This is a genomic window from Flavobacterium sp. HSC-32F16, assembly GCF_024171645.1.
Classification (GTDB): Bacteria; Bacteroidota; Bacteroidia; order Flavobacteriales; family Flavobacteriaceae; genus Flavobacterium.
Genome location: NZ_JALKAC010000005.1, coordinates 85,682 through 110,893, shown reverse-complemented (window position 1 = coordinate 110,893; position 25,212 = coordinate 85,682). Strand labels below are relative to the sequence as shown.

At 33.4% G+C, this 25,212-nt stretch carries 25 protein-coding genes; 12 read left to right on the top strand and 13 right to left on the bottom strand.

The window, feature by feature from the left end; all coding sequences use genetic code 11:
- Window positions 1–76 precede the first annotated feature (76 nt).
- On the bottom strand, window positions 77–640 hold the full coding sequence (gene frr, locus L1276_RS15555; RefSeq protein WP_253789315.1) for a ribosome recycling factor: 564 nt from the start codon (window positions 638–640) through the stop codon (window positions 77–79).
- Between the two features lie 103 nt (window positions 641–743).
- Complete coding sequence (gene pyrH / locus L1276_RS15550; RefSeq protein ID WP_253789313.1) at window positions 744–1,451, bottom strand: UMP kinase; 708 nt, start codon at window positions 1,449–1,451, stop codon at window positions 744–746.
- 190 nt (window positions 1,452–1,641) lie between these two features.
- On the opposite strand from pyrH, the gene L1276_RS15545 reads away from it, so the two are divergent.
- The gene (locus L1276_RS15545) at window positions 1,642–2,259 is read left to right on the top strand and encodes a thioredoxin family protein (RefSeq protein ID WP_253789311.1); all 618 of its coding nucleotides are present in this window, start codon (window positions 1,642–1,644) and stop codon (window positions 2,257–2,259) included.
- 586 nt (window positions 2,260–2,845) lie between these two features.
- Here L1276_RS15545 and truB read toward each other — a convergent pair.
- From truB to L1276_RS15520, 5 genes are all read right to left on the bottom strand, one after another.
- Complete coding sequence (truB, locus tag L1276_RS15540; RefSeq protein WP_253789309.1) at window positions 2,846–3,535, bottom strand: tRNA pseudouridine(55) synthase TruB; 690 nt, start codon at window positions 3,533–3,535, stop codon at window positions 2,846–2,848.
- The gene (locus tag L1276_RS15535; RefSeq protein ID WP_253789307.1) at window positions 3,535–4,332 is read right to left on the bottom strand and encodes an undecaprenyl-diphosphate phosphatase; all 798 of its coding nucleotides are present in this window, start codon (window positions 4,330–4,332) and stop codon (window positions 3,535–3,537) included. Before L1276_RS15535 ends, truB begins: the two co-directional genes overlap by 1 nt.
- An 81-nt stretch (window positions 4,333–4,413) precedes the next feature.
- Window positions 4,414–4,674: a DUF3098 domain-containing protein gene (locus L1276_RS15530; protein ID WP_253789305.1), complete on the bottom strand. Its 261-nt coding sequence runs from the start codon at window positions 4,672–4,674 to the stop codon at window positions 4,414–4,416.
- Window positions 4,675–4,795: 121 nt separating this feature from the next.
- Window positions 4,796–5,671, bottom strand: coding sequence for an ABC transporter permease (locus tag L1276_RS15525; RefSeq protein ID WP_253789303.1), 876 nt, complete (start codon window positions 5,669–5,671; stop codon window positions 4,796–4,798).
- 238 nt (window positions 5,672–5,909) lie between these two features.
- Window positions 5,910–6,257, bottom strand: a complete 348-nt coding sequence (locus tag L1276_RS15520; protein WP_253789301.1) for a winged helix-turn-helix domain-containing protein — start codon at window positions 6,255–6,257, stop codon at window positions 5,910–5,912.
- A gap of 196 nt (window positions 6,258–6,453) precedes the next feature.
- Between L1276_RS15520 and leuS the strand changes: the two genes are divergently transcribed.
- From leuS to L1276_RS15500, 4 genes are all read left to right on the top strand, one after another.
- Window positions 6,454–9,318 (top strand): leucine--tRNA ligase, encoded by a 2,865-nt coding sequence (leuS, locus tag L1276_RS15515; protein ID WP_253789299.1) that lies wholly within the window; start codon window positions 6,454–6,456, stop codon window positions 9,316–9,318.
- A gap of 433 nt (window positions 9,319–9,751) precedes the next feature.
- Window positions 9,752–10,600, top strand: coding sequence for an alpha/beta fold hydrolase (locus L1276_RS15510; protein ID WP_253789297.1), 849 nt, complete (start codon window positions 9,752–9,754; stop codon window positions 10,598–10,600).
- 1 nt (window position 10,601) lies between these two features.
- Window positions 10,602–11,075, top strand: a complete 474-nt coding sequence (locus L1276_RS15505; protein ID WP_253789295.1) for an RNA polymerase sigma factor — start codon at window positions 10,602–10,604, stop codon at window positions 11,073–11,075.
- A complete protein-coding gene (locus L1276_RS15500; protein ID WP_253789294.1) occupies window positions 11,062–11,658 on the top strand; it encodes a hypothetical protein in 597 nt (198 codons plus the stop codon). Before L1276_RS15505 ends, L1276_RS15500 begins: the two co-directional genes overlap by 14 nt.
- Before the next feature lie 74 nt (window positions 11,659–11,732).
- Here L1276_RS15500 and L1276_RS15495 read toward each other — a convergent pair whose 3' ends face one another.
- Window positions 11,733–12,143: an MmpS family transport accessory protein gene (locus L1276_RS15495; protein WP_253789293.1), complete on the bottom strand. Its 411-nt coding sequence runs from the start codon at window positions 12,141–12,143 to the stop codon at window positions 11,733–11,735.
- 164 nt (window positions 12,144–12,307) lie between these two features.
- Here L1276_RS15495 and L1276_RS15490 point away from each other — a divergent pair, with 164 nt between their 5' ends.
- From L1276_RS15490 to L1276_RS15480, 3 genes are all read left to right on the top strand, one after another.
- Complete coding sequence (locus L1276_RS15490) at window positions 12,308–14,323, top strand: ATP-binding protein (protein WP_253789292.1); 2,016 nt, start codon at window positions 12,308–12,310, stop codon at window positions 14,321–14,323.
- Entirely contained in the window at window positions 14,316–14,951 is a 636-nt protein-coding gene (locus L1276_RS15485) for a response regulator transcription factor (protein ID WP_253789291.1), read from the top strand. The genes L1276_RS15490 and L1276_RS15485 overlap by 8 nt, the downstream gene beginning before the upstream one ends.
- Window positions 14,952–15,051: 100 nt before the next feature.
- Window positions 15,052–15,735 carry a zinc metallopeptidase gene (locus tag L1276_RS15480; RefSeq protein WP_253789290.1) on the top strand — a complete coding sequence of 228 codons (684 nt, stop codon included), beginning with the start codon at window positions 15,052–15,054 and terminating at the stop codon, window positions 15,733–15,735.
- Between the two features lie 394 nt (window positions 15,736–16,129).
- Here the strand turns inward: L1276_RS15480 and L1276_RS15475 are convergent, their stop codons facing one another.
- The 3 genes from L1276_RS15475 to L1276_RS15465 form a co-directional block, all read right to left on the bottom strand.
- Window positions 16,130–16,600, bottom strand: a complete 471-nt coding sequence (locus tag L1276_RS15475; protein ID WP_035681816.1) for an Lrp/AsnC family transcriptional regulator — start codon at window positions 16,598–16,600, stop codon at window positions 16,130–16,132.
- A 259-nt stretch (window positions 16,601–16,859) separates the two neighbouring features.
- Entirely contained in the window at window positions 16,860–17,609 is a 750-nt protein-coding gene (locus L1276_RS15470) for a uroporphyrinogen-III synthase (RefSeq protein WP_253789289.1), read from the bottom strand.
- 14 nt (window positions 17,610–17,623) lie between these two features.
- Window positions 17,624–18,292, bottom strand: coding sequence for a DUF4271 domain-containing protein (locus L1276_RS15465; RefSeq protein ID WP_253789288.1), 669 nt, complete (start codon window positions 18,290–18,292; stop codon window positions 17,624–17,626).
- A 107-nt stretch (window positions 18,293–18,399) separates the two neighbouring features.
- On the opposite strand from L1276_RS15465, the gene L1276_RS15460 reads away from it, so the two are divergent.
- From L1276_RS15460 to L1276_RS15450, 3 genes are read left to right on the top strand one after another with little or no spacing between them, the layout of a single operon-like run.
- Window positions 18,400–19,125, top strand: coding sequence for a polyprenol monophosphomannose synthase (locus L1276_RS15460; protein WP_253789286.1), 726 nt, complete (start codon window positions 18,400–18,402; stop codon window positions 19,123–19,125).
- 8 nt (window positions 19,126–19,133) lie between these two features.
- Window positions 19,134–20,474, top strand: a complete 1,341-nt coding sequence (locus L1276_RS15455; protein ID WP_253789284.1) for a dihydroorotase — start codon at window positions 19,134–19,136, stop codon at window positions 20,472–20,474.
- A gap of 9 nt (window positions 20,475–20,483) precedes the next feature.
- Window positions 20,484–20,948, top strand: coding sequence for a DUF4296 domain-containing protein (locus L1276_RS15450; protein WP_253789282.1), 465 nt, complete (start codon window positions 20,484–20,486; stop codon window positions 20,946–20,948).
- 2 nt (window positions 20,949–20,950) lie between these two features.
- Here L1276_RS15450 and L1276_RS15445 read toward each other — a convergent pair whose 3' ends face one another.
- Window positions 20,951–21,952, bottom strand: coding sequence for an NAD-dependent epimerase/dehydratase family protein (locus L1276_RS15445; RefSeq protein ID WP_253789280.1), 1,002 nt, complete (start codon window positions 21,950–21,952; stop codon window positions 20,951–20,953).
- A gap of 154 nt (window positions 21,953–22,106) precedes the next feature.
- On the opposite strand from L1276_RS15445, the gene tyrS reads away from it, so the two are divergent.
- On the top strand, window positions 22,107–23,402 hold the full coding sequence (tyrS, locus tag L1276_RS15440; RefSeq protein ID WP_253789278.1) for a tyrosine--tRNA ligase: 1,296 nt from the start codon (window positions 22,107–22,109) through the stop codon (window positions 23,400–23,402).
- 69 nt (window positions 23,403–23,471) lie between these two features.
- Here tyrS and L1276_RS15435 read toward each other — a convergent pair whose 3' ends face one another.
- Window positions 23,472–25,145, bottom strand: a complete 1,674-nt coding sequence (locus L1276_RS15435) for a CARDB domain-containing protein (RefSeq protein WP_253789276.1) — start codon at window positions 25,143–25,145, stop codon at window positions 23,472–23,474.
- Window positions 25,146–25,212 lie beyond the last annotated feature (67 nt).

Genomic DNA, 25,212 nt, shown 5'->3' with positions numbered 1-25,212 from the left:
GTATGCAAAAATAAGAATAAAAAAATCCGTCTGATAATTTACCAGACGGATTTCTTTAAATTTCAGTATCAAATACTTAAACCTTCATGATTTCGGCTTCTTTTGCAGCCAATAACTCATCAATTTTTTTAATATAAGCATTCGTTAAGTTTTGGACTTCTTCTTCTGCAGATTTACAAACATCTTCTGAAGTACCTTCTTTTTCTAATTTTTTAATGTCGCTGTTTGCATCTTTACGAACATTACGAACACCAATTTTAGCATCTTCAGCTTCAGCTTTTGCCTGCTTAGCTAAATCACGACGGCGTTCTTCCGTTAAAGGCGGTACGCTGATGATGATAACGTCTCCGTTATTCATTGGGTTAAAACCAATGTTAGCAATCATAATTGCTTTTTCAATAACCTGCAGCATATTTTTTTCAAAAGGCTGTAAGGTAATAGTTCTTGCATCAGGAACACTAATTTTTGACACTTGCGAAAGTGGTGTTGCTGATCCATAATAATCTACAAAAACACTTCCCAACATAGCTGGTGATGCTTTTCCTGCACGAATGTTTAGAAATTCTTTCTCTAAGTGTGCAATAGAACCGTTCATAGATTCTTCAGTACTTTCTAATATAAAATCGATTTCTTCAGTCATTTTTTTTATTTTTTTATGTTTTTGAAGATTGTTTTAAGAGTATCGTTTTTTAATTAAATCTAATAATCTATCCCAAAATTTAAGGGTTAACAATCTAAGAAGCCTAAATATTTACTACAGTTCCGATGTTTTCGCCTTCGCAGATTTTCAAAAGGTTTCCAATTTTGTTCATATCAAAAACAACAATTGGTAATTTATTTTCCTGGCTTAGAGTAAAAGCGGTGGTATCCATTACATTTAGTCCTTTTTTCAGGACATCATCAAAAGAGATGAAGTCAAATTTTACAGCCGAAGCATTTTTCTCCGGATCTGAATCGTAAACACCATCAACACGAGTTCCTTTTAAGATTACATCAGCATTGATTTCTATTCCTCTTAAAACCGCTGCAGTGTCAGTTGTAAAATATGGGTTTCCGGTTCCTGCACCAAAAATTACAATTCTTCCTTTTTCAAGGTGGCGGTCAGCTCTTCTTTTAATATACGGTTCTGCGATAGATTCCATTTTTAAAGCAGTCTGCAAACGCGTTTTCATTCCTTTATCTTCAAGAGCGCCCTGTAAAGCCATTCCGTTAATAACAGTAGCAAGCATTCCCATGTAATCACCTTGCACTCTGTCCATTCCTGCGCTTGCACCGGCAACGCCTCTAAAAATATTTCCTCCTCCAATAACAATCGCAATTTCTACCCCTTTTTGGTGAATCTGCTTGATTTCATCTGCATATTCGCCTAATCTTTTAGGGTCAATTCCGTATTGTAAATCACCCATCAAGGCCTCGCCGCTAAGTTTAAGAAGAATTCTTTTATATTTCATGTTGTGTTGCGTTAATTTGTGCAAATATAGACATATTCTGATTTTTAAAAATAATGTTGATAAAAAATTAATTGCTCTCTGGATTTTAATTTTTATAAAGACTTTTTTGATTTTTTCATTCGAATGTGACAAAAGTCATTCCCTCATCTTCCTAAAATTATTAATTTTATAGTAAGCAAAATAAACCTCTATGAAAAGTACTGTAGCAAAAGCATTATTCAACAGCCATTCGTATGCTGAATATCGAAAATTAGTTACCGATTTATTATCTGAAGGAAAATCAACGGGAAACGATCAGTCTGAAAGTCTTACGAATTATTCCAAACTAAACGAGGCTAGAATGAACCGTTTAGAAAAGACAATTACAATTTCTGAAGATGTCATATCAAAATTAAGACATTTGGATAATCATTATATCTGGCTTGTAATTTCTGAAGGCTGGTGCGGCGATGCAGCGCAGATTCTTCCTATTTTAAATAAAATGGCTCACGAATCTAATAAAAAAATTGATCTTCGAATTGTTCTTCGTGATGAAAACGAGGAATTAATGAATCAATACTTGACAAATGGCGGAAAAGCAATTCCAAAAGTTATTGTAATTTGTAAAGAAGCCGGAATTGTGCGAACAGATTGGGGACCAAGACCCAAAGGCGCATCAGAATTAATGGCAAAACATAAAAAAGAAGTTGGAGCAATTGATGAAAAAATAAAAACCGATTTACAATTATGGTATCTAGCAGATAAAGGAATCTCTGTTCAGCAGGAATTAGTCGAAATCATGGAAAACATCAAATACAACCGATTATAGATAAAAGATTGTTTTTGTAATACGGATTAAAAACAGTTTAGTGGTAATGTGTTGATAACAAATATTATAATGTTTTGCTAAAATGTATTTTGTAAGACAAAATTTTGTATCTTGCTGTTATGATCCCACTTCTATTATTTAATTTTTGATTTACTCTTTTTATTGGTGTCTATTTAATATTAACAATTAAAAAATGCACTATTATGAAAAAGTTATTCGAAAGGTTTTACGATTTTTTTTCGACATTCTTGTTTGGAGGGAAAAATGTTCCTCACTATTAAGTAACAAACAAGTATGGGACAACATTATTTTTGGAAGTAGGCACATTACAATTCACATGTAATGTGCTTCTTGTTTTTTAGAAGATATTGATTTGATTATTTATTAAAGAATTCCATAACCAATTTTTATTCCGTTGCCATTGCAACAATAAAAGAACTGGCTGAATTATCATAGTCTAAATTTCATGTTATTGACGAAGCACATCAAATTACAGATACGTCTTTTGGGTTACTTGACCTTGTGCATTGAGACTGATGAAAAAAAATAAAAGAAAGAAAAAAAAATAGAATTCTTATTATAGAAATTATTGAAGACTATCTTCAAACAAAGTAATATTAATCGCATTTTTCACATCGTAATCGCCAATTTTGGTTCGGCGTAAAACGGTTAAATGTGAACCTGAATTCATTGCTTTTCCAAAATCGTAAGCCAAAGAACGGATATAAGTTCCTTTACTGCAAACTACTCTAAAATCAATTTCGGGCAATTCTATTCTTGTAATTTCAAATTCATGAATAGTTGTTTTTCTGCTTTCAATTTCTATCGATTCGCCGGCACGTGCGTGTTCATATAAACGAACTCCGTCTTTTTTAATAGCCGAAAAAATAGGTGGTTTTTGATCAATTTCGCCTAAAAACTGTTTTACTGTTTCGTGAATTAAAGCGTCGTCGATATGTTCTGTTGGATAAGTCTGATCGATTTCGGTTTCTAAATCATACGATGGAGTAGTGGCTCCAATGTAAAAAGTTCCCGTATATTCTTTTGCCTGACCCTGAAGCTCTGAAATTCTTTTGGTGAATTTTCCAGTGCAGATTAATAACAAACCGGTAGCCAAAGGATCTAAAGTTCCGGCGTGACCAATTTTGAACTTTTTTGGAAGTCCGACTTTATTAATTAAAAGGTATTTTAATTTATTGACAGCTTGAAACGAACTCCATTTTAAAGGTTTGTCTATTAGTAAAACTTGTCCGTTTAAATATTCTTCAGGTGTCATTATATAATGGTAAGCGGGTGAATGAAAAAGTGAATCAATAATAAAATGATTCCGGCAATAATTCGGTAATAACCAAAAACTTTAAAACCGTTTTTAGTTAAAAATCCAATAAAGGTTTTAATCGCCAAAAGCGCTACAATAAAGGCAACCACATTTCCAATAATTAAAATATTGATTTGATCATGTGATAATTCAAATCCAGCTTTATAGTAATCGTAACATTTTTTTGCTGTTGCACCTAACATGGTTGGAACGGCAAGAAAAAATGAAAATTCGGCAGCAGTGGTTCTGGATAATTTTTGAGACATTCCGCCCACAATACTGGCGCCGCTTCGTGAAACTCCCGGAATCATGGCAATACATTGAAATAATCCAATTTTTAAAGCCTGTAAATAAGTGATTTCTTGCGAAGTTTCGGCTGTATTTGGGTTGTTGAACCATTCGTCAACTTTCAATAGAATCAATCCTCCAATTAAAAGAGAAACTGCAACCGTAACGGGGTTTTCTAGTAATCCGTCAATAATGTCACTCAGCAATAATCCTAAGACTACTGCAGGAATAAAAGCAACTAAAAGTTTAAAGTAAAAATCAAAAGTTTGAAAAAAACGTTTGAAATATAAAATTACAACTGATAGTATTGCACCAAGCTGAATAACAATGGTGAAAAGTTTAGTAAAATCGTCTTTTGCGATTCCAAAAAAAGAAGAGGCAATAATCATGTGTCCAGTTGAAGATACAGGTAAAAATTCTGTAATTCCTTCAATAATGGCAAGAACGATAGCTTGTAATGTATTCATTCGAAATTTTAGATTTTAGATTTTGATTTCAGATTGGCATCCCTTTGAATTCGCTCAGGGCGACAAAAATCTAAACCTATTTTATTTAGATTTTTTGAAAATAGAATAAATCGTGATTCCAAAACCAATTAAAACAGTAGTTGGGGCTAATCGAATACGTCTAAAACTAAAAACATCCTCATTAAAAACATTTGGATTATCACTTCCTCCTCCAGACATTAAAATAAATCCTAATGCAATCACGCCAATTCCAGCTAATAAAATTTTGTAATTGATACCGTCAAAAAGGAATTCTTGTTTATGCGGCTCTGATTGTGATTCTTCTTTAAAATTGTTTTTCATTTTGTTTATTTTGTCATCCTATGATTAAGCCAAAGGATATTTTAATTTTTTGTCACCCTGAGCGATCCCGGTACTTCGGGAGAAGGGTATTTTATTTTAAGCTAAAATCTGCAATCTAAAATTAATAAAGATCGTCAGTTCTTAAATTAAGGAAACGCTGCGTTGCAAAGTGTGTGCTTACCCATGTAATTAAAACACCTAATCCAAAAACAGCTAATAATACCAACCCGATTAAAGCTTTATCTTCTAAAATTCCTAATCCGGGGAAATTTGTTTCTACATAAAATAAAAGCCCGATTAAAGCGATTATGGCCAATAAAGCACCAAGCATTCCTAGTTTTACACTTCGGGTTACAAAAGGTTTACGAATAAACGATTTTGTAGCGCCCACCATTTGCATGGTTTTAATAATAAATCGGTTGGAGTGAATAGATAAACGCAATGAGCTGTTAATTAATAAAACGGCAATTACAGTAAGGAAACCACTGATAATCAAAATCCACATACTAACTTTTTTGATATTATCATTTACCAGATTAACCAATTGTTTGTCATAAACAATATCTTCAATCATAGTGTTTTTACGTAAACCGCTTTCGATTTTCAGGATGCTGTCACGTTCTACGTAATCTGCTTTTAAGTGAATATCGTATGAATTTAACAATGGATTTTCGCCCAAAAAGGTTAAGAAATCCTCACCAATAATATCGGTATGTTCTTTTGCCGCTTTTTCTTTAGTTACATAAACATAAGATAATGCAAAAGGAGCTCTTTTTAATTCAGTATTAAATGCTTTGATAACACTGTCATTTGCTTCATTTTTAAAGAAAACCGTCATGGCGATTTTTTCCTTAAAGTCATCAGCCAGTTTTTTAGAATTAATAATGAATAATCCTAGTACTCCCAAAAGGAATAATACCAAGAATACACTTAATACAACTGAAAAATAAGAGGAAATTAACCTGCGCTTTTGAAATTTATCAAAGTTAGAACTCATAGTATGCTTAAATTATGTGGTAAAAATAATAAAGAATTTCTTTATTTAAAGTTAATAACAAACTTTTATACTATAAATGTACGATTTGATATTGAATAGTAAAGGTAATTTAACCGCAAAGTGCGCAAGGTTTTATGCAAGGTTAGTAAAGTTAAAAGAAATAATTACTCACGATAGCCATCGGGAGCGGCCAAAAAAACGTCAGGCTTTGTGAATTTTGCGGTTAATTTTTCAAATTCTAAAATTTCAGATTTTGAGTTTCTTTCTGAGCAAATGCCTTGATTCGTTTTTCGACTTCATAAAAAACAGTTATAGCTTTTTCTCCAGCCTCTGTCAATCTTGCGCCCCCGCCGCCTTTCCCGCCGAGTAGTTTTTCAACAAGCGGACTTTCGGCACGCTGATTCATTTCCTCAACCAATTGCCACGCTTGTCGATATGCCATTTTCATTTCTTTGGCAGCATTGGTAATCGATCCGGTTTTCCGAATATTTTCTAAAAGCCAGATTTTGCCAATACCAAGAAAAGCACCTTCCGTTTCTTCAATCCAAACTCGAACTTCAACGTTATATTTCTTATTTTCTGCCATCGATTTTCAATGTAAATAAGTATTTAGTAGTTACAATAATACGTGTTTTTACTTAATTGATAATACGTAAAACGTAAATTTATTTGTTTGTCAGTGAAATAGCTTTGGAACAAGCAACAATAAATGTAAATTTGCGGCTAATTAATTAGTGAAAAGCCTTAGAACCTTAGTCACTTAGAATCTTAGTCACTTAGAAATGAAATACAATCCAAACGAAATTGACGCCAAATGGCAAAAATATTGGGCAGAAAATCAAACTTTTGCAGCAAAAAATAATTCTGAAAAACCGAAACATTATGTTCTCGATATGTTTCCTTATCCATCTGGAGCAGGATTACACGTTGGGCATCCGCTGGGTTATATAGCTTCAGATGTGTATTCTCGTTTCAAAAGACATCAAGGCTTCAATGTTTTGCACCCAATGGGTTACGACAGTTTTGGATTGCCTGCAGAACAATATGCAATTCAGACAGGACAGCGTCCGGAAGATACAACGCGTGTAAATATTGATGGTGGTGTAGATAAAGAAGGAAAACAAATTGCCGGATACAGAAAACAATTAGATAAAATCGGATTCTCATTTGACTGGGCACGTGAAGTACGTACATCAAATCCTGATTATTACAAACATACACAATGGATTTTTATCCAATTATTTAATTCTTGGTATTGCAGAAAACAAGGGCAGGCATTTGAAATTTCAGAGCTTGTAAAGGTTTTTGAAGAAAGTGGAAACGCACTTGTCGAAGCAGTTTGCGATGATAACGTAATGATTTTTACTGCTGACGAATGGAATTCGTATTCTGAGGATCAAAAAGAAAAAATCCTTTTGCAATACAGAATGACCTATTTGGCAGAAACGGAAGTAAACTGGTGTCCGGGCTTAGGAACTGTTTTGGCAAATGACGAAATTGTAAACGGAGTTTCTGAGCGTGGAGGATTTCCTGTTATAAGAAAAAAAATGACACAATGGAGTATGCGAATTTCTGCTTATGCCGAACGTTTACTTCAAGGTTTAAATGATATCGATTGGAGTGAGTCAATCAAAGAATCTCAAAGAAACTGGATTGGGAAATCGGTTGGGGCTTTAGTAACTTTTAATGTGAAAAATCACAACGAAGTAATCGAAGTGTTTACAACAAGACCTGATACAATTTTTGGAGTTACTTTTATGACTTTGGCACCAGAACACGATTTGGTGGCTAAAATTACAACTCCAGAACAAAAAGAAGCTGTTGAAGCGTATATCGAAAAAACGTCAAAACGTTCTGAACGTGAGCGTATGGCCGATGTAAAAACGATTTCAGGAGTATTTACAGGAGCTTATGCTGAACATCCTTTTACAAAAGAAGCTATTCCGGTTTGGATTGGTGATTATGTTTTGGCTGGTTACGGAACTGGTGCTGTAATGGCAGTTCCTTGCGGAGACGAAAGAGATTATGCTTTTGCTAATTTCTTTAAAGGGCAGAACGGAATGCAGGAAATTAAAAATATCTTCGCTAATGTTGATATTTCAGAAGCTGCTTATGGATCAAAAGATAACGTTGAAATTGCTGGTTCTGATTTCTTAAACGGATTAAATTACAAAGACGCAACAGCAAAAGCGATTTATAAATTAGAAGAAATCGGGCAGGGAAAAGGTAAAACAAATTACCGTTTGCGTGATGCTGTTTTCTCTCGTCAGCGTTATTGGGGTGAACCATTCCCAGTTTATTACGTGAATGGACTTCCAAAAATGATTGATGCGCAGCATTTGCCAATTATTTTGCCGGAAGTTGAGAAATATTTACCAACAGAAGACGGTTTGCCTCCTTTAGGAAATGCAGCGGTTTGGGCTTGGGATACAAAACAAAACAAAGTTGTCAATACAGATTTAGTTGACAATGTTTCCATTTTTCCTTTAGAATTGAATACTATGCCAGGCTGGGCAGGAAGTTCATGGTATTGGATGCGTTATATGGATGCGCATAATGAAAATGAATTTGCAAGCAAAGAAGCTTTGGCGTATTGGGAAAGTGTAGATTTATACATTGGAGGAAGCGAACACGCAACCGGACATTTATTGTATTCTCGTTTCTGGAACAAATTTTTAAAAGACAAAGGTTTCGCTCCAACCGAAGAACCATTCAAAAAACTGATTAATCAGGGAATGATTTTGGGGACAACGGCTTATGTTTATAGATTGGAAGGAACAAATACTTTTGTATCTAAAAATAAAATTGAAGGTCAAAATGTACAGCCAATTCGTGTTGATGTTAATTTCGTAAACTCTTCAGATGAATTAAATATCGAAAAGTTCAAAGCTTGGAGAGAAGATTTCAATACAGCAGAATTTATTTTTGACGAAAACGGAAAATACATTGTAGGTCGTGAAGTAGAAAAAATGTCGAAATCATACTATAATGTGGTAACGCCAGACGATATTTGTGCAGAATATGGCGCTGATACATTGCGTTTGTACGAAATGTTTTTAGGTCCGTTAGAACAGGCAAAACCTTGGAATACTGCTGGAATTTCAGGAGTTTTTGGTTTCTTGAAAAAATTATGGAGATTGTATTTTGATGATAACGGTTTAATCGTAAACAACGACGAACCAACAAAAGACAACTTAAAATCATTACATAAAACCATCAAAAAAGTAGCAGAAGATATCGAGAATTTCTCTTTCAATACTTCGGTTTCTCAATTTATGATTTGTGTAAATGAATTGTCTTCTCAAAACTGTCATTCAAGAGCGATTTTAGAACCATTGGCTATTTTAGTTTCGCCATACGCACCGCATATCGCAGAAGAATTATGGGCACAGTTAGGACATACAACTTCAATTTCTGAAGTAGCTTTTCCTGCTTTTGATGCAAAACATTTAGTGGAGACTAATAAAGAATATCCAGTTTCTTTCAACGGAAAAATGCGTTTCACAATCGAATTGCCTTTAGACTTAACTAAAGAACAAATTGAAGAAATCGTAATGAAAGACGAAAGAACTCAAAAACAATTGGACGGCAGAACACCAAATAAAGTAATTATCGTTCCTGGAAAAATTATCAACCTTGTAGGTTAATTTTAAAATTCCAATATAAAAATTCCAAATTCCAATTTTACGATTGGGGTTTGGGATTTTTTTTGTGCTTATTTTTTTTGCCACGAATTACACTAATTTTTACGAATTTAATTTTAGATGATGTGTATATTTTTAACGCAAAGTGGGCTAAGGTTTTTTGCAAAGTTTAGAAAGTTATTTTGTTTGCAAAAGTGTAAGGGCACAAATTTTTTTGCCATAAATTCGTGAAAATTAGTGTAATTTGTGGCAAAAAACTTTGCGACTTAGCGTCTTTGCGAGCAAATAACCTTCGTGCACTTTGCACTACAAAACCCTCGCCAACATTGGGATTTGGAATTTAATTATTGAAAATTTTCAAAATGTTGTAACATTTTAATAGTTCTAGTATCCAAAGCATGGATCCGATTTAATTAACAACTTAAAACTATTAAAAATGAAAAAGTATAATATCTTAATAATCGCATTCTTATTCTCAGCATTATGTTTAAATGTTTTTGCACAAACAAAATCATATCCTTTTGAAGTTCTTAAAACCGGAAGCGGCAAACAATCTATAGTTTTTATTCCAGGATTTGCTTCTTCTGGACAAGTCTGGAGCGAAACCAAAACAGTATTCGAAAAAGATTTTACCTGTTATACACTTACGATGGCTGGATTTGCTGGGGTAAAACCACAGCCAAACCCTTCATTCGAAAATTGGAAAAAGGGAATTGCAGCATACATCAAAGACAATAAAATCGAAAAACCTATTCTTGTTGGTCATAGTATGGGCGGCGGACTTGCGCTTGCCATTGCAGCAGATTATCCAGATTTGATTGGGGGAATTGTAGTGGTTGATGCGCTTCCGTGTTTGGCTGCTTTGAGCGATCCGTCTTTCAAATCAAAAGAAAATAATGATTGTTCGCCTATGGTTGCACAAATGGCTGCGATGAACGAAAAACAGTTTTACGATATGCAGAAACAAACTATGCCAAGACTTTTAGAAGATAAATCAAAACAGGAAATGGTTGTCGATTGGAGTGTAAAATCAGATAGAACAACCTTTGCTCAAATGTATTGTGATTTCTTTAATGTCGATTTAAGAGAAAGAATAGCAGCGATAAAATGTCCGGCGTTAATTTTATTAGAATCTTATTTTATAAATTTAAAACCGGCAATCGAAGGACAGTATAAAAATATGAAAACTGCTAATTTTCAATATGCCAATAAAGGACTGCATTTTATAATGTATGATGACAAAGACTGGTATTTGGCACAATTAAACGCTTTTTTAAAATCTTAAGATGGAATTCGAAGAAATCTACAAAACATATTGGGATAGAATTTTCAGGCTCTGCATGGGATTTGTGAATGATTATGATGCTGCTCAGGATCTGGCTCAGGAAACTTTTATAATTGTCTGGCAGAAACTGGAAACCTTTAGAAATGAATCTTCTGTAGGAACCTGGATTTTCAGAATTGCTTCAAACAATTGCTTGAGGCAGATAGAAAAGCAAAAACGATTCCTGAAATCAGAACTTCCAATTCATCTTTCAGAAGAAAGACCAGCTTCATTAGAACCGCAAATTCAGTTTTTATACCAATGTATTGCAGAACTGCCCGAGGCGGAACGTATCATTATTTCATTAGAATTAGAAGATGTAAAGCAATCAGAAATTGCAAAAATTGTCGGCCTTTCTGAAGCCAATGTTAGAGTGAAAATTCACAGAATAAAAGAAAAACTGACTCAAAAATTTAAGGAAAATGGACAACGATAACAATATAGATTTTAAAGATTTATGGAAAAAACAATCTGTAAATCAGCCCGACATGAAAGATTTGCTTTTGCGAGTTAGTAAATTTAAAAAAGCAGCTTTAAGAAGTTTATGGATTACCAATATATTGCTTTTTGCAACAAGTGCTTTTATAATCTTTATCTGGATATATTATCAGCCGCAGTTTATTTCGACTAAAATAGGAATTGTGTTTACTATTTTGGCAATGGCCATTTATATGTTTGTGTACAATAAATTATTGGCTGAATTTAAAGATATCGATGCAGCGCAGACAAATCAGGACTATTTGCAAAAGCTGATTTTAATTAAGAAGCAGCAGCAGTTTTTACAAACCAAAATGATGAGTTTTTACTTTATAGCTTTAACAGCTGGGATTTGTTTGTATATGTACGAATACGCAAGCCGAATGACGCTTTTGGGAGCAGGTTTAACGTATGGAATTACTTTATTGTGGATGTTGTTCAATTGGTTTTATCTTCGACCGAAACAAATTAAAAAACAGCAGGAAAAATTAAACAGCCTGATTGAGAAGTTTGAAGAAATCAATAATCAGTTGAAGTTATAAAAAAGAAGCTTCACAAATTGTGAAGCTTTCTTTTTTCCAAAAACAAAAAAATATTAAATTCTAATCCTAAAGTGTTATCTTGGGAATACGTAAGTTTTGGTATGAACTACAATAATTCCTTCGCTGTTTGCAGTTCCGGTTAATTCTGAAACTACTTTTCCACCTACATAGATTTTAGCTGTCAAAGTCTGTCCTTGAGTTCCACCATAACCGCTTGTGTGTAATAGTGCTCCGTCGCTTCCGGCATCAGCTGTAAACTCTTTAGTCCAAGGCAGCTTGGTAAGATCTTCAATAAGAGGTGCACCGCTTTTTTCCAAAAAAGACACATCCATTTTTCCAGTAAAATTTCCTGTTACTTCATATTTTACATCTCGTGATCCTGTACCGGAGTTGTTACCATTGTCATTGTCATTATCGCTGCTGCAAGAAACTGCTGTAAAAGCAAGAGTCAGTACAAGCGCCGCTGTTTTCAAAATTGATTTCATGGTTAAATATTTTAATTAATAATCTTAAACAAATTTAAATTCAAATTAGAGAGGTAGCAATACCTGATAAAATGCATTTTGCATTACCTGATATCAGGTAAAATTGAAAAATTTCTTTTTGAAAAGATTTTTAATTTGATAAATTTGAATAAATGCCGCTCTCTATGAAGAAAATCTATTTACTTACACTATTTCTATTTTTATCCGCCTTATCCCATTCACAGGTTATTCTTTCTTTAGATGATGATTCTGCGTACATTGACAGTATTGCCAACATTACCAAATACACAAAATCAGATAGTATAAAATGTCTTTACAGTTTTAAGCTGTCAAAGTTATATTTGATGGTTCAGGATAGTAAAAAGTCAAAGGAATATTTAGCACAGGCAAATAAGCTAAAAGACAAGTTCCCGTTTTTACGAGATGCCGGTATCTTTTATAATTCGTCTGGTTTTCTGGAAAAAGGGGATGTTGAAGGCTTCGAACAAACACTGCTTGAAGGAAATGAGAAGCTGAAAAAATATTTTAATACGGAAGCTTTTCGAATCCGCGCTATTATTCTGCAGAATTACGGTATCATGCAGCAACGTAAGAATAATGAAAAGGTTTACATGAAACTGCTAATTAATGAAGCCATTCCTGCTGCCAAAAAAAGCCGTGATTACGAACTTATAAGCGGATTATATAAAGCTGTAGCTATTATTTTTATGAATAACAGCGAACGTGAAAAAGCAAGTGAGTATTTAAATGAAGCTCAAAAATATATAGAAAGGGCCATTAAAAAATCTCCAACGGCCGCCGAGTCAAAAATGGAGACTTATATTATTAATGCCGAAAATTTAGTCGAATTACAACATTTTTATGATGCTAAAAAAGTGCTGGATAAAGCATTTTCGACCTTAAAAAATTTTCCGGAATCGAACTTAAATGATTCTTATTATTATTCTGAAGGACTATATTATGCCAAACTAAATAAAAGCGAAAGTGCCTTGGAAAGTTATGGAAAAGGAATTAAATCTTCAGAAAAACACCAAAATGCAATTGCCTTAAACCGATTAAAATTTGCTGAATATGAAGTGCTTTTTAAACTCAAGAATTATGATAAGGCAAAGAAAAATCTCGATTATCTTTTAGAAAACACTCCTTTTGTAGTAGATAAGAAGAATTACTACAGTGAATTGGCCAAAGTGTATAATGCTACCAAAGAATTTGATAAAGCATATTATTATTCTCATAAATACAATGCTTTAAATGATAGTTTAAACAGTACAAAGTTTAAAAGTGAAATTGTAGAGCTTGAAGCCAAATATAAAAAGGCCGAAAGCGAGAAAAAAATCACTTTACTGCAATCACAAAACGATAAGGCGGCTTTACTGGTGTATAACAATCGATTAAATTCGGTGTTATTTGCCGGATTGTCTTTTCTTTTACTTTTAATTATTTTATTTCTGTGGCTTTTCAATAAAAATCAAAAGAAATTAAGCGCCCAAAAAGAAATTAATCTTAAGCAGGAATTATCTTCTTTTGAAGATCGTCATAAGCTTTCAGTTTCTAAAGCTTTGATTCAGGGTGAAGAAATGGAAAGAAAAAGAATCGCCAGAGATTTACACGATGGACTTGGAAGTATGCTTTCGGGAGTGAAGATTCATTTGAATCTGGCTAAAAAAGAGAATGCCGAAACAGTAAATAATGTGGATACTCTTTTAGATAATTCAATTAAAGAACTTCGAAATATTTCGCAGAATTTAATGCCTGAAACTTTACTGGAACTCAGCTTGGAACACGCTTTAAGAGATTTATGTGCGGCCAATTCAAATTCGGTTACTAAAATTGAATATCAGTATTTAGTTAATAAAAAATCAAGACTGCCTAAAAACTACGAAATCATGATTTACAGGATTATTCAGGAACTGGTGAATAATGCTTTAAAATATGCAAAAGCATCGCAGGTTTTGGTCTCCTGTTCTCAAAATAAAGATGTGTTTTTTATTACGGTTGAGGACAATGGAGTAGGGTTTAATGTTGCCGAAGCAAAAAGAAAAAACGGAATGGGATTAAAGAATATTAATAACCGAGTAGAATTTTTAAGCGGAAAATTAGAAATCGACAGTAAAATAAATCAGGGAACTTCCGTTTATATAGAAGTGAATGTAATAAACGAAAAACAGGAAAATGAGTAAAAAATATAAAATGGTTGTGGTCGATGATCATCCAATTGTGATTTCTGGAATTTCTGGTCTGTTGTCAGATCTTGATAATATTGAAATTGTTGAGAAAATGCAATCTGGAGCTTTACTTCTCGATTATATCGAAAACAACGAAGTCGATCTGGTTTTAATGGATATTTTTCTGCCCGTAGTTACCGGTATTGATTTGTGTAAAGCCATTAAACAAAAATTTCCTCAGGTGATAGTTATCGGGATGAGCAGTCAGTCTGAAAGAAGCCTGGTGATGCAGTTTATTCAAAATGGAGGGAATGGTTATATTTTAAAAAGCGCTTCGTTTGAAGAATTTAAAAACTGTATTAATAAAGCAATTGAAGGCGAAATTGTTTTTAGTGATGAAGTAAAAACAATTGTAAGCCAGCCTTTATCTGAAGATTTGGATACTATTCCTAGTTTAAGCAGAAGGGAAAAAGATATTGCGCTTTTACTTTCAAAAGGAAAACAAACTCAGGAAATTGCCGATGAGCTTTTTTTAAGCTTTTTAACGGTTCAAACACACAGACGAAATATTCTTCAAAAGTATAAAACCAAAAATGTTGCAGAATTGATTACACTGCTTTTAAAAAATAACCTTTTAGATTGAAATTTTGTCTTATAAAATGTCAAAATGACATTTTTTGATTTTGGTTCAGAAATTGCTGTTTCTTTCGTAACTTTAAATTTCAATCAAAAAAAGTAAAAATATGGGAAGTGGATATTTAATACTTGCCGGAGCTATTATGTTGTTTAGCTGGATGGTGAGTTCAAAACTTAAAAGTAAATTCGAATTATATTCTAAACTGCAATTACGAAACGGAATGAGTGGTGCAGAAATCGCTGAAAAAATGCTTGCTGATAACGGAATTAGAGATGTTCGTGTTATTTCGACTCCGGGTCAGTTAACCGATCATTACAATCCGTCAGATAAAACGGTGAATTTAAGTGAAGCAGTTTACAATCATCGTAATGCAGCGGCAGCGGCTGTTGCAGCACACGAATGTGGTCATGCAGTGCAGTACGCTATTGGTTACGAATGGTTAACAATGCGTTCTAAACTAGTGCCAATTGTTAGTGTAGCTTCTAACTTTATGCAGTGGATTTTGTTAGCCGGAATTTTGATGATTAGAACTTTTCCGCAATTGCTTTTAGTGGGAATTATAATTTTTGCGGTAACAACATTGTTTTCAATTATTACTTTACCTGTAGAATACGATGCAAGTAACAGAGCATTGGCCTGGCTTGAAAATAAACATATGTTGACGCAAGAAGAACAAGCCGGAGCAAAAGATGCCTTAAAATGGGCAGCAAGAACGTATGTTGTTGCGGCTTTAGGGTCTATCGCTACGTTGTTGTACTATATCTCGATTTATTCAAACAGAAGAAATTAATTAGATAATTAGTCAATTAGATAATGTATAGCAAACCCGACAGGTTTTTAAATCTGTCGGGTTTTGTTATTTAATAGATTACGTATTTTAATAAATTATAAAATATAACCCATAATGCGGTAACTACAAATATGGCATTTACATAATTTCTATTGCCAGATTTGAAAAATTTGTAAAGAAGAAATAGGCTGTAGATTATACTTGCCGGAATTGACAATAAGAAAAAAATGTCACTTATGTTGGGTGCGTGTGGACTGCCATGTGGCTGAAATGTCTTTATAAGGATAAAAGCTATAAAATAAGCTGCAAAAAATAGCAGTGTTTTAATTTCAGGTCGAATGTTTGTCATTTCAGGTCGGATTATTTAAGTATCATATTGCCTCATTCTCTAATTTTACAATTGAATCTGCCTGTCAATCTGCTGATCCAGGGAGATAAAAGTTTCAGTTCTTGAAACTCCTTCAATGGCCTGAATTTTTGTATTTAGAAGCTGCATTAAATGTTCGTTATCGCGACAGATAATTTTTATCAAAACCGACCAATTTCCGGTTGTATAATGGCATTCCAGAACTTCAGGTATTTTTTTTAGATCTTTTACGGCTTCAGAATTTCGGGAAGCTTTGTCAAGATAAACTCCCACAAACGCCATAGTATTATAACCCAAAACTTTTGGATTTACAGTAAACTTAGATCCTGAAATTACACCGGACTGTTCGAGCTTTTTTAATCGCTGATGAATTGCAGCTCCCGAAATGCCAATTTTATTAGCGATTTGTAAAATAGGTTTTCGGGCATCGTCCATTAAATAGCGAAGGATTTCTTTGTCGATACCGTCGATTTCAATTAATAGGGAATTAATTTTCATAACTTAAAATTTGAAACTATTTCTAGTGATTTGGGTTTGGAATAGAAATCAAATGTAGTTAAAAGGCTTTTAATAATGAAATTTCAATTTTTTAAATTTTTTCGTTTATTCGCTGTCGGTCGAGTCCCAATTCTAAAAATATAACCCGTGGTTTCAATCATGTTAAACGCAAGGAGATAAAGAATTGATTGAAAACAAAAAATCCAAATCCCAATGATTAGTTGGAATTTGGATTTTTAAAATTGTATATTTTTTAAGGTTATTTTCCTTTGTTTGCTTCTGCAATATATTTTTCTAAAGCCATTGTCATAGAAGGAGTTTCAGGAGTTGGAGCAAGAATATCAATTCTTAAACCGTGATCTAAAGCTTCTTTTTGAGTTGTGCTTCCAAATACAGCAATTCTGGTGTTGTTTTGTTGGAAATCCGGGAAGTTTTTAAATAAAGATTTAATTCCAGTTGGACTAAAAAACGCTAAAACATCATAATAAACATCAGCAAGATCAGATAAGTCACTCATTACAGTTCTGTAAAAAATGGCTTGTGCCCAATCAACTTTTAAGCCGTTTAATGTGACAGGTGCATCAGCATTTAATTGGTCAGATGCAGGAAGTAAAAACTTCTCGTCTTTGTACTTTTTAATAAGAGGAGATAAATCTGCAAAATCTTTTGCCCCAACGTAAATTTTACGTTTTCTGTAAACAACATACTTTTGAAGATAAAATGCTACAGCTTCAGATTGACAAAAATATTTCAATCCTTCAGGAACTTTATAACGCATTTCATCAGCCACTCTAAAAAAATGATCTACAGCATTTCGACTTGTTAAAATGATCGCAGTGTAATGATTAAGATCGATTTTTTGTAATCGAATCTCTTTTGCGCTAACCCCTTCCACATGAATAAATGGTCTGAAATCAATTTTTATTTTGTGTTTTTGTTGGAGCTCAAAGTAAGGAGAATTCTCCACTTTAGGTTCAGGCTGTGACACCAAAATTGTTTTCACTTTCATATTATAAACATTTTCTAAGCACTCCCTTTTGTAATCCAATAATATAGAAAATAATAAGGCGCTATTTCAAGAGCGCAAAGATATAAAATAAAATAAAATAACTTGCCGATTATTACGTTTTGATATGTTTTAATTGAAATAAAATACGAATACAGACTGATACACAGTGAGATACCAATGATAGCAAGCGGTACAATCGTTGGAATATTGTCATAATAAAACAAAATAGCGTTAATTGGAAGGATTAAAACGCCAATATAAGTTCTGTAAGTAACTTTTTGCAAATTAAAAAGCTCTACAAAGTCGTCAATGTTGAATGAAGCCGCAACAATTTTCTCAACTAAGTATTTTGCCAGAATAAAATAAAGCAGGAAAGTGGCAATTTGAATAAACAAAACCCAGTCGGTTTTTGAGGCATTTCCAAAAGTGTTCATCGTAAGCTGAATGAAGAAAGCAAACGAAATAACCTGAACGAAAAATAAGCCAACTGTAAAACTGCTTTTCATGTGGCTGTTATCGCGATAGATTTTTGCATATTTATCTGAAAAAATAAGCTTGCTGAATTCGGTAAAACGAGTTTCATAAGCAGATTTTGTCATTGCAACAACGGCAAAGGTAAGGACAAATAAAGCCGTTGCCCAGTCTTTGTTTTCGATAATTCGTGGATGAAGGTGTTCAATCATAGCGTCACAAAATTAGTAATTTTTTGTATCAATACTTTTATTATGTATTTATTATGAACCGAATGCTATAAAAAGTTTACTTTTGCGGTGAAATTACCGAGAAAAAAATGAATGATAGTATTGTCATAATTCCCACTTATAACGAAATAGAGAACGTAGAAAGTATAATAAGAGCCGTTCTTTCGCAGCATAAACCTTTTCATCTTTTAATAATAGATGATAATTCCCCAGATCATACGGCTGATAAAGTTATCGCTTTGCAGGAAGAATATCCTGAAAGATTGTTTCTTGAAAAAAGAGCTAAAAAAGCGGGTTTGGGAACCGCATATGTTCATGGTTTTAAATGGGCATTACAACACAATTATGATTTTATTTTTGAGATGGATGCCGACTTTTCACACAACCCAAATGATCTTGAAAAGTTATATGATGCCTGTCATTTTGGAGGAGCCGATTTAGCCATTGGTTCACGTTATGTTACAGGTGTAAATGTGGTGAACTGGCCTTTAAGCCGGGTATTAATGTCATATTTTGCATCGGTATATGTAAAATTTATTACCGGAATGAAAATTCACGATGCAACAGCAGGTTTTGTTTGTTATAAAAGAGAAGTTTTAGAGAAAATAAATCTGAATAAAATAAAGTTTGTTGGATATGCGTTTCAAATCGAAATGAAGTACAGGACTTATTGTTCTAAATTCGAAATAAAAGAAGTCCCGATTATTTTTACAGACAGAACAAAAGGCGTTTCAAAAATGAGTAATGCCATTATAAAAGAAGCAATTCTGGGAGTAATTTCTCTGCGATTAAAAAAATTAGTCAATACATTATAAGATAGAACATGAATAGGATTTTAATAAAAAACGCCAAAATTGTAAACGAGGGATCTATTTTTGACGGAGATGTTTTGATCGAAAATGATTTAATTGTTGAAGTGGCCGACAGTATCAGTTTAAAAACTTCGGATTGTATTGTTATAGATGCCGAAGGAAGTTTTTTAATGCCCGGAGCAATTGATGATCAGGTGCATTTTAGAGAGCCGGGTTTAACGCATAAAGGTGATATTGAATCTGAATCGAGAGCAGCAATTGCGGGAGGTATTACTTCTTTCATCGAACAGCCCAATACGGTTCCTAATGCAGTTACTCAGGAAATATTAGAAGATAAATACCAAATTGCTGCCGAAAAATCATTTGCGAATTATTCGTTTATGATGGGTGCAACAAATGATAATCTGGAAGAAGTTTTAAAAACAAATCCAAAAAATGTTGCCGGAATTAAGATTTTCTTAGGTTCTTCAACAGGAAATATGCTGGTTGATAATGAAGCGACTTTAGAGAGAATCTTTTCAAGCACGCCAATGTTAATTGCGGTGCATTGTGAAGATGAAACTACAATTCAGAACAATTTAGCAGAATTCAAAGAAAAATATGGTGAAGATGTTCCGGTAACGGCGCATAATTTAATTAGAAGCGCCGAGGCTTGTTATCTTTCGTCTTCAAAAGCGGTAGCTTTGGCAAAGAAAACAGGAGCACGTTTGCATATTTTTCACCTTTCTACAGCAAAAGAAATGGAATTGTTTACGAACAAAATTCCATTAGAAGATAAAAAAATTACAGCTGAGGTTTGTGTACATCATCTTTGGTTTACTGATGAAGATTACAAAACAAAAGGAAATTTCATTAAATGGAATCCTGCTGTAAAAACAGAACACGACAGAGCTGAACTTTGGAAAGCTTTAAATGACGGACGTATCGATGTTATTGCAACAGATCATGCACCGCATACTAAAGAAGAAAAATTACAGTCGTACTTAAAAGCACCTTCTGGAGGTCCGCTTGTGCAGCACGCAGTTGTGGCAATGTTTGAGGCGCATCACCAAGGTAAAATCAGCGTAGAGAAAATTGTGGAGAAAATGTGCCATAATCCGGCTAAGATTTTTAAAATCGAAAAAAGAGGTTTTGTTAAAGAAGGTTACTTTGCCGATTTGGTTATTGTAAATCCGAGTCTGCCTTGGAGGGTAAATTCAGATAATATTCTATACAAATGCGGCTGGTCTCCATTTGAAAACACGACTTTTAAATCGAGAATTACGCATACTTTTGTAAACGGAGAACTGGTTTACAATAATTTTAAAGTAAAAGATATCCGCGCCGGAAAACGTTTATTGTTTGACAGATAAAAAGCTAAAATGAAGAATTGTTTAGTAATACTATTAGTTTTGTTTCTTTCTGTAAGTTGTAAAAAGGAAGTTGTAAAACAGCCTGCAAAACTTATTGAGAAAGATAAAATGATTGATATTATGTATGATTTGTCTCTGTTGGAAGCGATGAAATATCAGCATCCGCAGCTTATAGATTCTACAGAAACAAATCCAACAAAATTTATTTTAAAAAAATATAAAGTGGATAGTTTACAGTTTGCGCAAAACAATATGTATTATGCAGCAGATTATGAGAATTATAAAGACATGTTTGATGAGGTAGGGAAGAGATTAGCCAAAGTTCAAAGAGCAACAGATTCGATTGTTGTAATTGAAGATAAAAAAGCCAAAAAGAAAAAGAAAGAAATTTCGAAAGACTCAATCAAAAAGATAATACCAAAACAAATAAACATCGATTCGATCAAAAATTCAAAAAGCAAATTAAGAAGATAATTCTATAACTTCGAAATGTCTTTTATATATTGATGCACATCTAAAAAAACCGTTCCCAAAGCGGTTTTTATTTTTTCATTTGAATACAGGTTTTTTGAATAAGAAGCTTTTGCAGTTGCATGTGTAAGACTTCTTTTTTGGAAAAATAAAGTCGAAAAAATACCATCTGCCATCCAAAGCAAATTCATGAAAAATGGTTTTGCATGAATGTGTGGTTTCTTAACTTGTAAAGCATCTGCAATTGTGTCAAGAATATCTTTAAAAACAATATTGTCAGCAATTAAAGTAAAACGTTCGTTTTTAATGTCGCTTTTCATTAATTGATAAGCGGTTTCAACAACATCATCAATGGCAATAAATCCAGTGCTTCCCAATGTGTAAAAAGAAAGTCCGTTGGCCACTTTTGTGTATAACTCTGCGCTTCCCTGCTGTTTGTTTTTTTCTTTAGGAATTGGTCCTAAAATAACTCCCGGATTTATAATGATTACATCTAAACCTTCTTGATGTGCGCGCCAGACTTCCATTTCGGAACCATATTTCGAAATAGCGTAATCGCTGTGTGGTTTTTCAGGATTCCAGTCGGTTTCTTCTGTAATGTAGGTTTCGTGCGGAGCTAAATCTCCAAGTGCGGCAATTGAACTCACAAAACAGAATTTTTTAACTTCTTTCGCAATCGAAAAATTAACCATATTGGCCGTACCTTCGATATTGATTTTTCGAAGTGCTTCTTCATCTTTTGGGTCAAATGAAATTAAAGCGGCGCAGTGATAAACGTAGTCAATATCTGCGAAAGCAATTTCTAAAGCAGGAACATCTAAAATATCGGCTTCAATCCATTCTATTTTTTCAAATAAATCCGCTTTTTTATACAATTCAAAAACTGATTTTGCTTTTTGAATATTGCTTTCGTTTCGGTAAACAGCCCGAACATTTTCTCCATTTTCTATTAAATGAAGCAATAAATGTGAGCCTGCTAAACCTGTTCCGCCAGTTACTAATATCATTTTGTAAATATAAGTTTTTTGGTTTTTGCCACAAAGACACAAAGGCGCAAAGTTTTTTTGTTTTTTAATAATATTTGTGCCTTTGTGCCTTAGCAGCATAAGTTTTTGATATTGCCATTACCATTGATTATATTTGCGCAAAATATTTTAAAAAATGAAGAATCTAGTTGAAGAATTAAAGTGGCGCGGTTTATACCATGATAGCATGCCAGGAACGGAAGAACAATTGCTAAAAGAGGTAACATCCGCCTATATTGGTTTTGATCCAACAGCAGATTCATTGCATATAGGCAGTATGGTTCAGATTATTTTATTGGTTCATTTAAAGAATTTTGGTCATCAGCCAATTGCTCTTGTGGGCGGTGCGACCGGAATGATTGGAGATCCTTCTGGAAAATCTGACGAAAGAAATTTGTTGAACGAAGAAACTTTGGCTAAAAACGTTGCCGGAATCAAAAGTGTTTTGTCTCGTTTCTTGGACTTTAATTCAAAAGAAGCAAATGCACCGGTTATGGTTAATAACTATGACTGGATGAAAGAATTCTCGTTTATTGATTTTGCCCGTGAAGTTGGAAAACGTATTACGGTAAATTATATGATGGCGAAGGATTCTGTTAAAAAGAGAATTAATGGCGAAGGGGAAGGAATGTCTTTCACAGAGTTTACTTATCAATTAATTCAGGGATACGATTTTTATCATTTATATAAAAACAATAACTGCCTTTTGCAAATGGGAGGTTCCGACCAATGGGGAAATATTACCACTGGTACAGAATTAGTACGCAGAATGGGCGGTGAAAACGCAAAAGCTTTTGCTTTAACAACGCCATTAATCACAAAAGCAGACGGATCTAAATTTGGTAAATCTGAAGGAGGAAATGTTTGGCTGGATGCTGACAAAACTTCTGTTTATAAATTTTACCAGTTTTGGGTAAATGCTACAGATGCTGATGCTGAAAAATATATTAAAATCTTTACTTTTTTAGATAAAGAAACTATTGATGGTTTGATTGCTGAGCATCAAGCGGCACCGCATTTAAGAATTCTACAAAAGAAATTAGCAGAAGAAATTACAATTTTTGTTCATAGCAAAGAAGAGTTAGAAAAAGCAATTCAGGCTTCGAATATTTTATTTGGAAATTCAACTGCTGAAGATTTAAAGAAATTAGATGAAGCAACATTCTTAGAAGTTTTCGACGGAGTTCCTCAGGCTGAAATCGCAAAAGCAGATTTAGAAAATGGGTTGGAAATCGTTACAGTTTTAAACGAAAAAACGGGTTTCTTTAAATCAAACGGAGAAGCAAGAAGAGCTTTAACGGCTAATTCAATTTCTGTAAACAGAGAAAAAATTAAAGAAGATTTTGTTTTAACGGCAAATGATTTAATCAATAATCAGTTTGTGTTATTACAAAGCGGTAAAAAGAATTATTTTGTGATTAGAGTGGTTTAATTCGTATCATGATTTATACAATAAAAAAAGCATCCTGAGTAAGGATGCTTTTCTATTTAATAGTTGTTCTTATTTAAGAACTTTTCGGGTCTCGTTTTTAGATTTAATAATGTAGATACCACTTTTTAATGAACCTAACGATTTGTTTTCTTCTTCTTTAGAGTTAACTTCTTTTGTTAGAACTTTTTGTCCTTCAAAATTGTAAACGTTTATAGAATAAGGCTGTACTGTATCTTCAAAATCTAAATTAGATTGTAGTGTATCTGGTGCTATTTTTGCAAATGGATTGTAAAAAGTTACAGGAATAACTGTTACATTGTTGTTTTCGTTTGATTCTGTAATTGTTTTAGAATCGTCAACAACCATAAGAATGTTCCAATTTCCAGTAAATGTAGCTCCAATGTTACCAAAATCAGTAGAAAAAATACTGCCTCCGGGCATCACATAAGATTCTCCTGCGTTAATGGTGTTTATTGTTATAGTATTTCCACTGGATTTTTGATCTGCGGTATCTAGAGTAGTGTTAGATGATAGATAAAACCTAAGGTTTGTTTTGGACGATTGGGCATTTCCAATATTTTTAACAGATATTAATGGTAATTTTATTGATCCGGCCTGGTTACTTATTCTATGTCTCTTTCCTTTTAAATCACTTAATGCTCCAGGGCAGTCAAAACAATCACTAAATACAATTGTATTGTTAGGATCTATAATTAGATCTGGTTTGCCTGTTGGAGTAGGTGTTGGTGTTGGAGTAGGTGCAGGTGTTGTCGGAGGGGTTCCGTTTATGATAGTTATTTTAGATGGTGATGACACTATGTTATTATATACATTAAAGTCTTCGCTATTGGTCGCCTTTACATTTAAATAATATTTACCATTGCTAACTGTGTTAGGAATTGTAAAGGACATGCTCGAGACAAAATTTCCATTTGCGCTAATAGGACTAACAGCTTCAGTATATAATAAGGTGTCGCTACCATCTATGTAATTCCTGGATGTACAAAGATAAAGTGAAAAAGTTGTATTGGCACTTTGAATACTTGAGCCTATGTTTCTTATAGAATATGCTGCAGTTTTTTTTGATCCACGATAAGAATCGGTATAATCAGAAAACCCAACTGCTACTGCTTGAATGTCTGGTTTTTGACAATTGAAAGTAACTGGTGAAAAAATGTTACCGTTTGTTGGGTCAAGTTGATACTCACTATCTCCTGCTTCTATATCTGATGCTGTAATTAAATAATAATTGGCACCTTTTCCAAAATCCATCAAATATACATCTCCCATATTTAAAGGTTTTTCTGTTTTGATATTTACTTTTTCTCTAATTGTGTTAGCGGTTAGATTAGAGCAAAAGTTAGCTTGAGCTTCTTGTATATTTGAGCCTAGTAAGATTGGTCTAATGTATTTCCATGACAAAGAATTGCATAAATCTGGAATTAGTTCAAAGTTAGCGGGCTCATCTATATCACTTCCTTTGTCAAGATAATAATCTACAGCGTAAAGTACTCTGTAGTATCTTGATCCGGAAGTTGAACCCAAAATAAGGTCTGATTTGTAAATTTTACCAACTTCCAATTTAAAACTTTGATTTAGATTAACATCTCTATTTGGTCCAACTGTGACACGTTGAGCACATCCGGCAGAAATAGCTATTTCAATGTTTGGACCTAAATCCTGAAGGGTGTGAAATTTGTACGTTTGAGACCAGCTCGTAATACTGCTTATAAAAATAAGCACTAAGAAAGTAATTTTTTTCATAATTTTTTATATTTAAAATGTTACTTTAAAAGTATATTTTAAATAT

Coding starts and splice junctions, on each gene's coding strand:
- frr (WP_253789315.1), bottom strand. CDS start 640: ATGACTGAAGAAATCGATTTTATATTAGAAAGTACTGAAGAATCTATG.
- pyrH (WP_253789313.1), bottom strand. CDS start 1,451: ATGAAATATAAAAGAATTCTTCTTAAACTTAGCGGCGAGGCCTTGATG.
- L1276_RS15545 (WP_253789311.1), top strand. CDS start 1,642: ATGAAAAGTACTGTAGCAAAAGCATTATTCAACAGCCATTCGTATGCT.
- truB (WP_253789309.1), bottom strand. CDS start 3,535: ATGACACCTGAAGAATATTTAAACGGACAAGTTTTACTAATAGACAAA.
- L1276_RS15535 (WP_253789307.1), bottom strand. CDS start 4,332: ATGAATACATTACAAGCTATCGTTCTTGCCATTATTGAAGGAATTACA.
- L1276_RS15530 (WP_253789305.1), bottom strand. CDS start 4,674: ATGAAAAACAATTTTAAAGAAGAATCACAATCAGAGCCGCATAAACAA.
- L1276_RS15525 (WP_253789303.1), bottom strand. CDS start 5,671: ATGAGTTCTAACTTTGATAAATTTCAAAAGCGCAGGTTAATTTCCTCT.
- L1276_RS15520 (WP_253789301.1), bottom strand. CDS start 6,257: ATGGCAGAAAATAAGAAATATAACGTTGAAGTTCGAGTTTGGATTGAA.
- leuS (WP_253789299.1), top strand. CDS start 6,454: ATGAAATACAATCCAAACGAAATTGACGCCAAATGGCAAAAATATTGG.
- L1276_RS15510 (WP_253789297.1), top strand. CDS start 9,752: ATGAAAAAGTATAATATCTTAATAATCGCATTCTTATTCTCAGCATTA.
- L1276_RS15505 (WP_253789295.1), top strand. CDS start 10,602: ATGGAATTCGAAGAAATCTACAAAACATATTGGGATAGAATTTTCAGG.
- L1276_RS15500 (WP_253789294.1), top strand. CDS start 11,062: ATGGACAACGATAACAATATAGATTTTAAAGATTTATGGAAAAAACAA.
- L1276_RS15495 (WP_253789293.1), bottom strand. CDS start 12,143: ATGAAATCAATTTTGAAAACAGCGGCGCTTGTACTGACTCTTGCTTTT.
- L1276_RS15490 (WP_253789292.1), top strand. CDS start 12,308: ATGAAGAAAATCTATTTACTTACACTATTTCTATTTTTATCCGCCTTA.
- L1276_RS15485 (WP_253789291.1), top strand. CDS start 14,316: ATGAGTAAAAAATATAAAATGGTTGTGGTCGATGATCATCCAATTGTG.
- L1276_RS15480 (WP_253789290.1), top strand. CDS start 15,052: ATGGGAAGTGGATATTTAATACTTGCCGGAGCTATTATGTTGTTTAGC.
- L1276_RS15475 (WP_035681816.1), bottom strand. CDS start 16,600: ATGAAAATTAATTCCCTATTAATTGAAATCGACGGTATCGACAAAGAA.
- L1276_RS15470 (WP_253789289.1), bottom strand. CDS start 17,609: ATGAAAGTGAAAACAATTTTGGTGTCACAGCCTGAACCTAAAGTGGAG.
- L1276_RS15465 (WP_253789288.1), bottom strand. CDS start 18,292: ATGATTGAACACCTTCATCCACGAATTATCGAAAACAAAGACTGGGCA.
- L1276_RS15460 (WP_253789286.1), top strand. CDS start 18,400: ATGAATGATAGTATTGTCATAATTCCCACTTATAACGAAATAGAGAAC.
- L1276_RS15455 (WP_253789284.1), top strand. CDS start 19,134: ATGAATAGGATTTTAATAAAAAACGCCAAAATTGTAAACGAGGGATCT.
- L1276_RS15450 (WP_253789282.1), top strand. CDS start 20,484: ATGAAGAATTGTTTAGTAATACTATTAGTTTTGTTTCTTTCTGTAAGT.
- L1276_RS15445 (WP_253789280.1), bottom strand. CDS start 21,952: ATGATATTAGTAACTGGCGGAACAGGTTTAGCAGGCTCACATTTATTG.
- tyrS (WP_253789278.1), top strand. CDS start 22,107: ATGAAGAATCTAGTTGAAGAATTAAAGTGGCGCGGTTTATACCATGAT.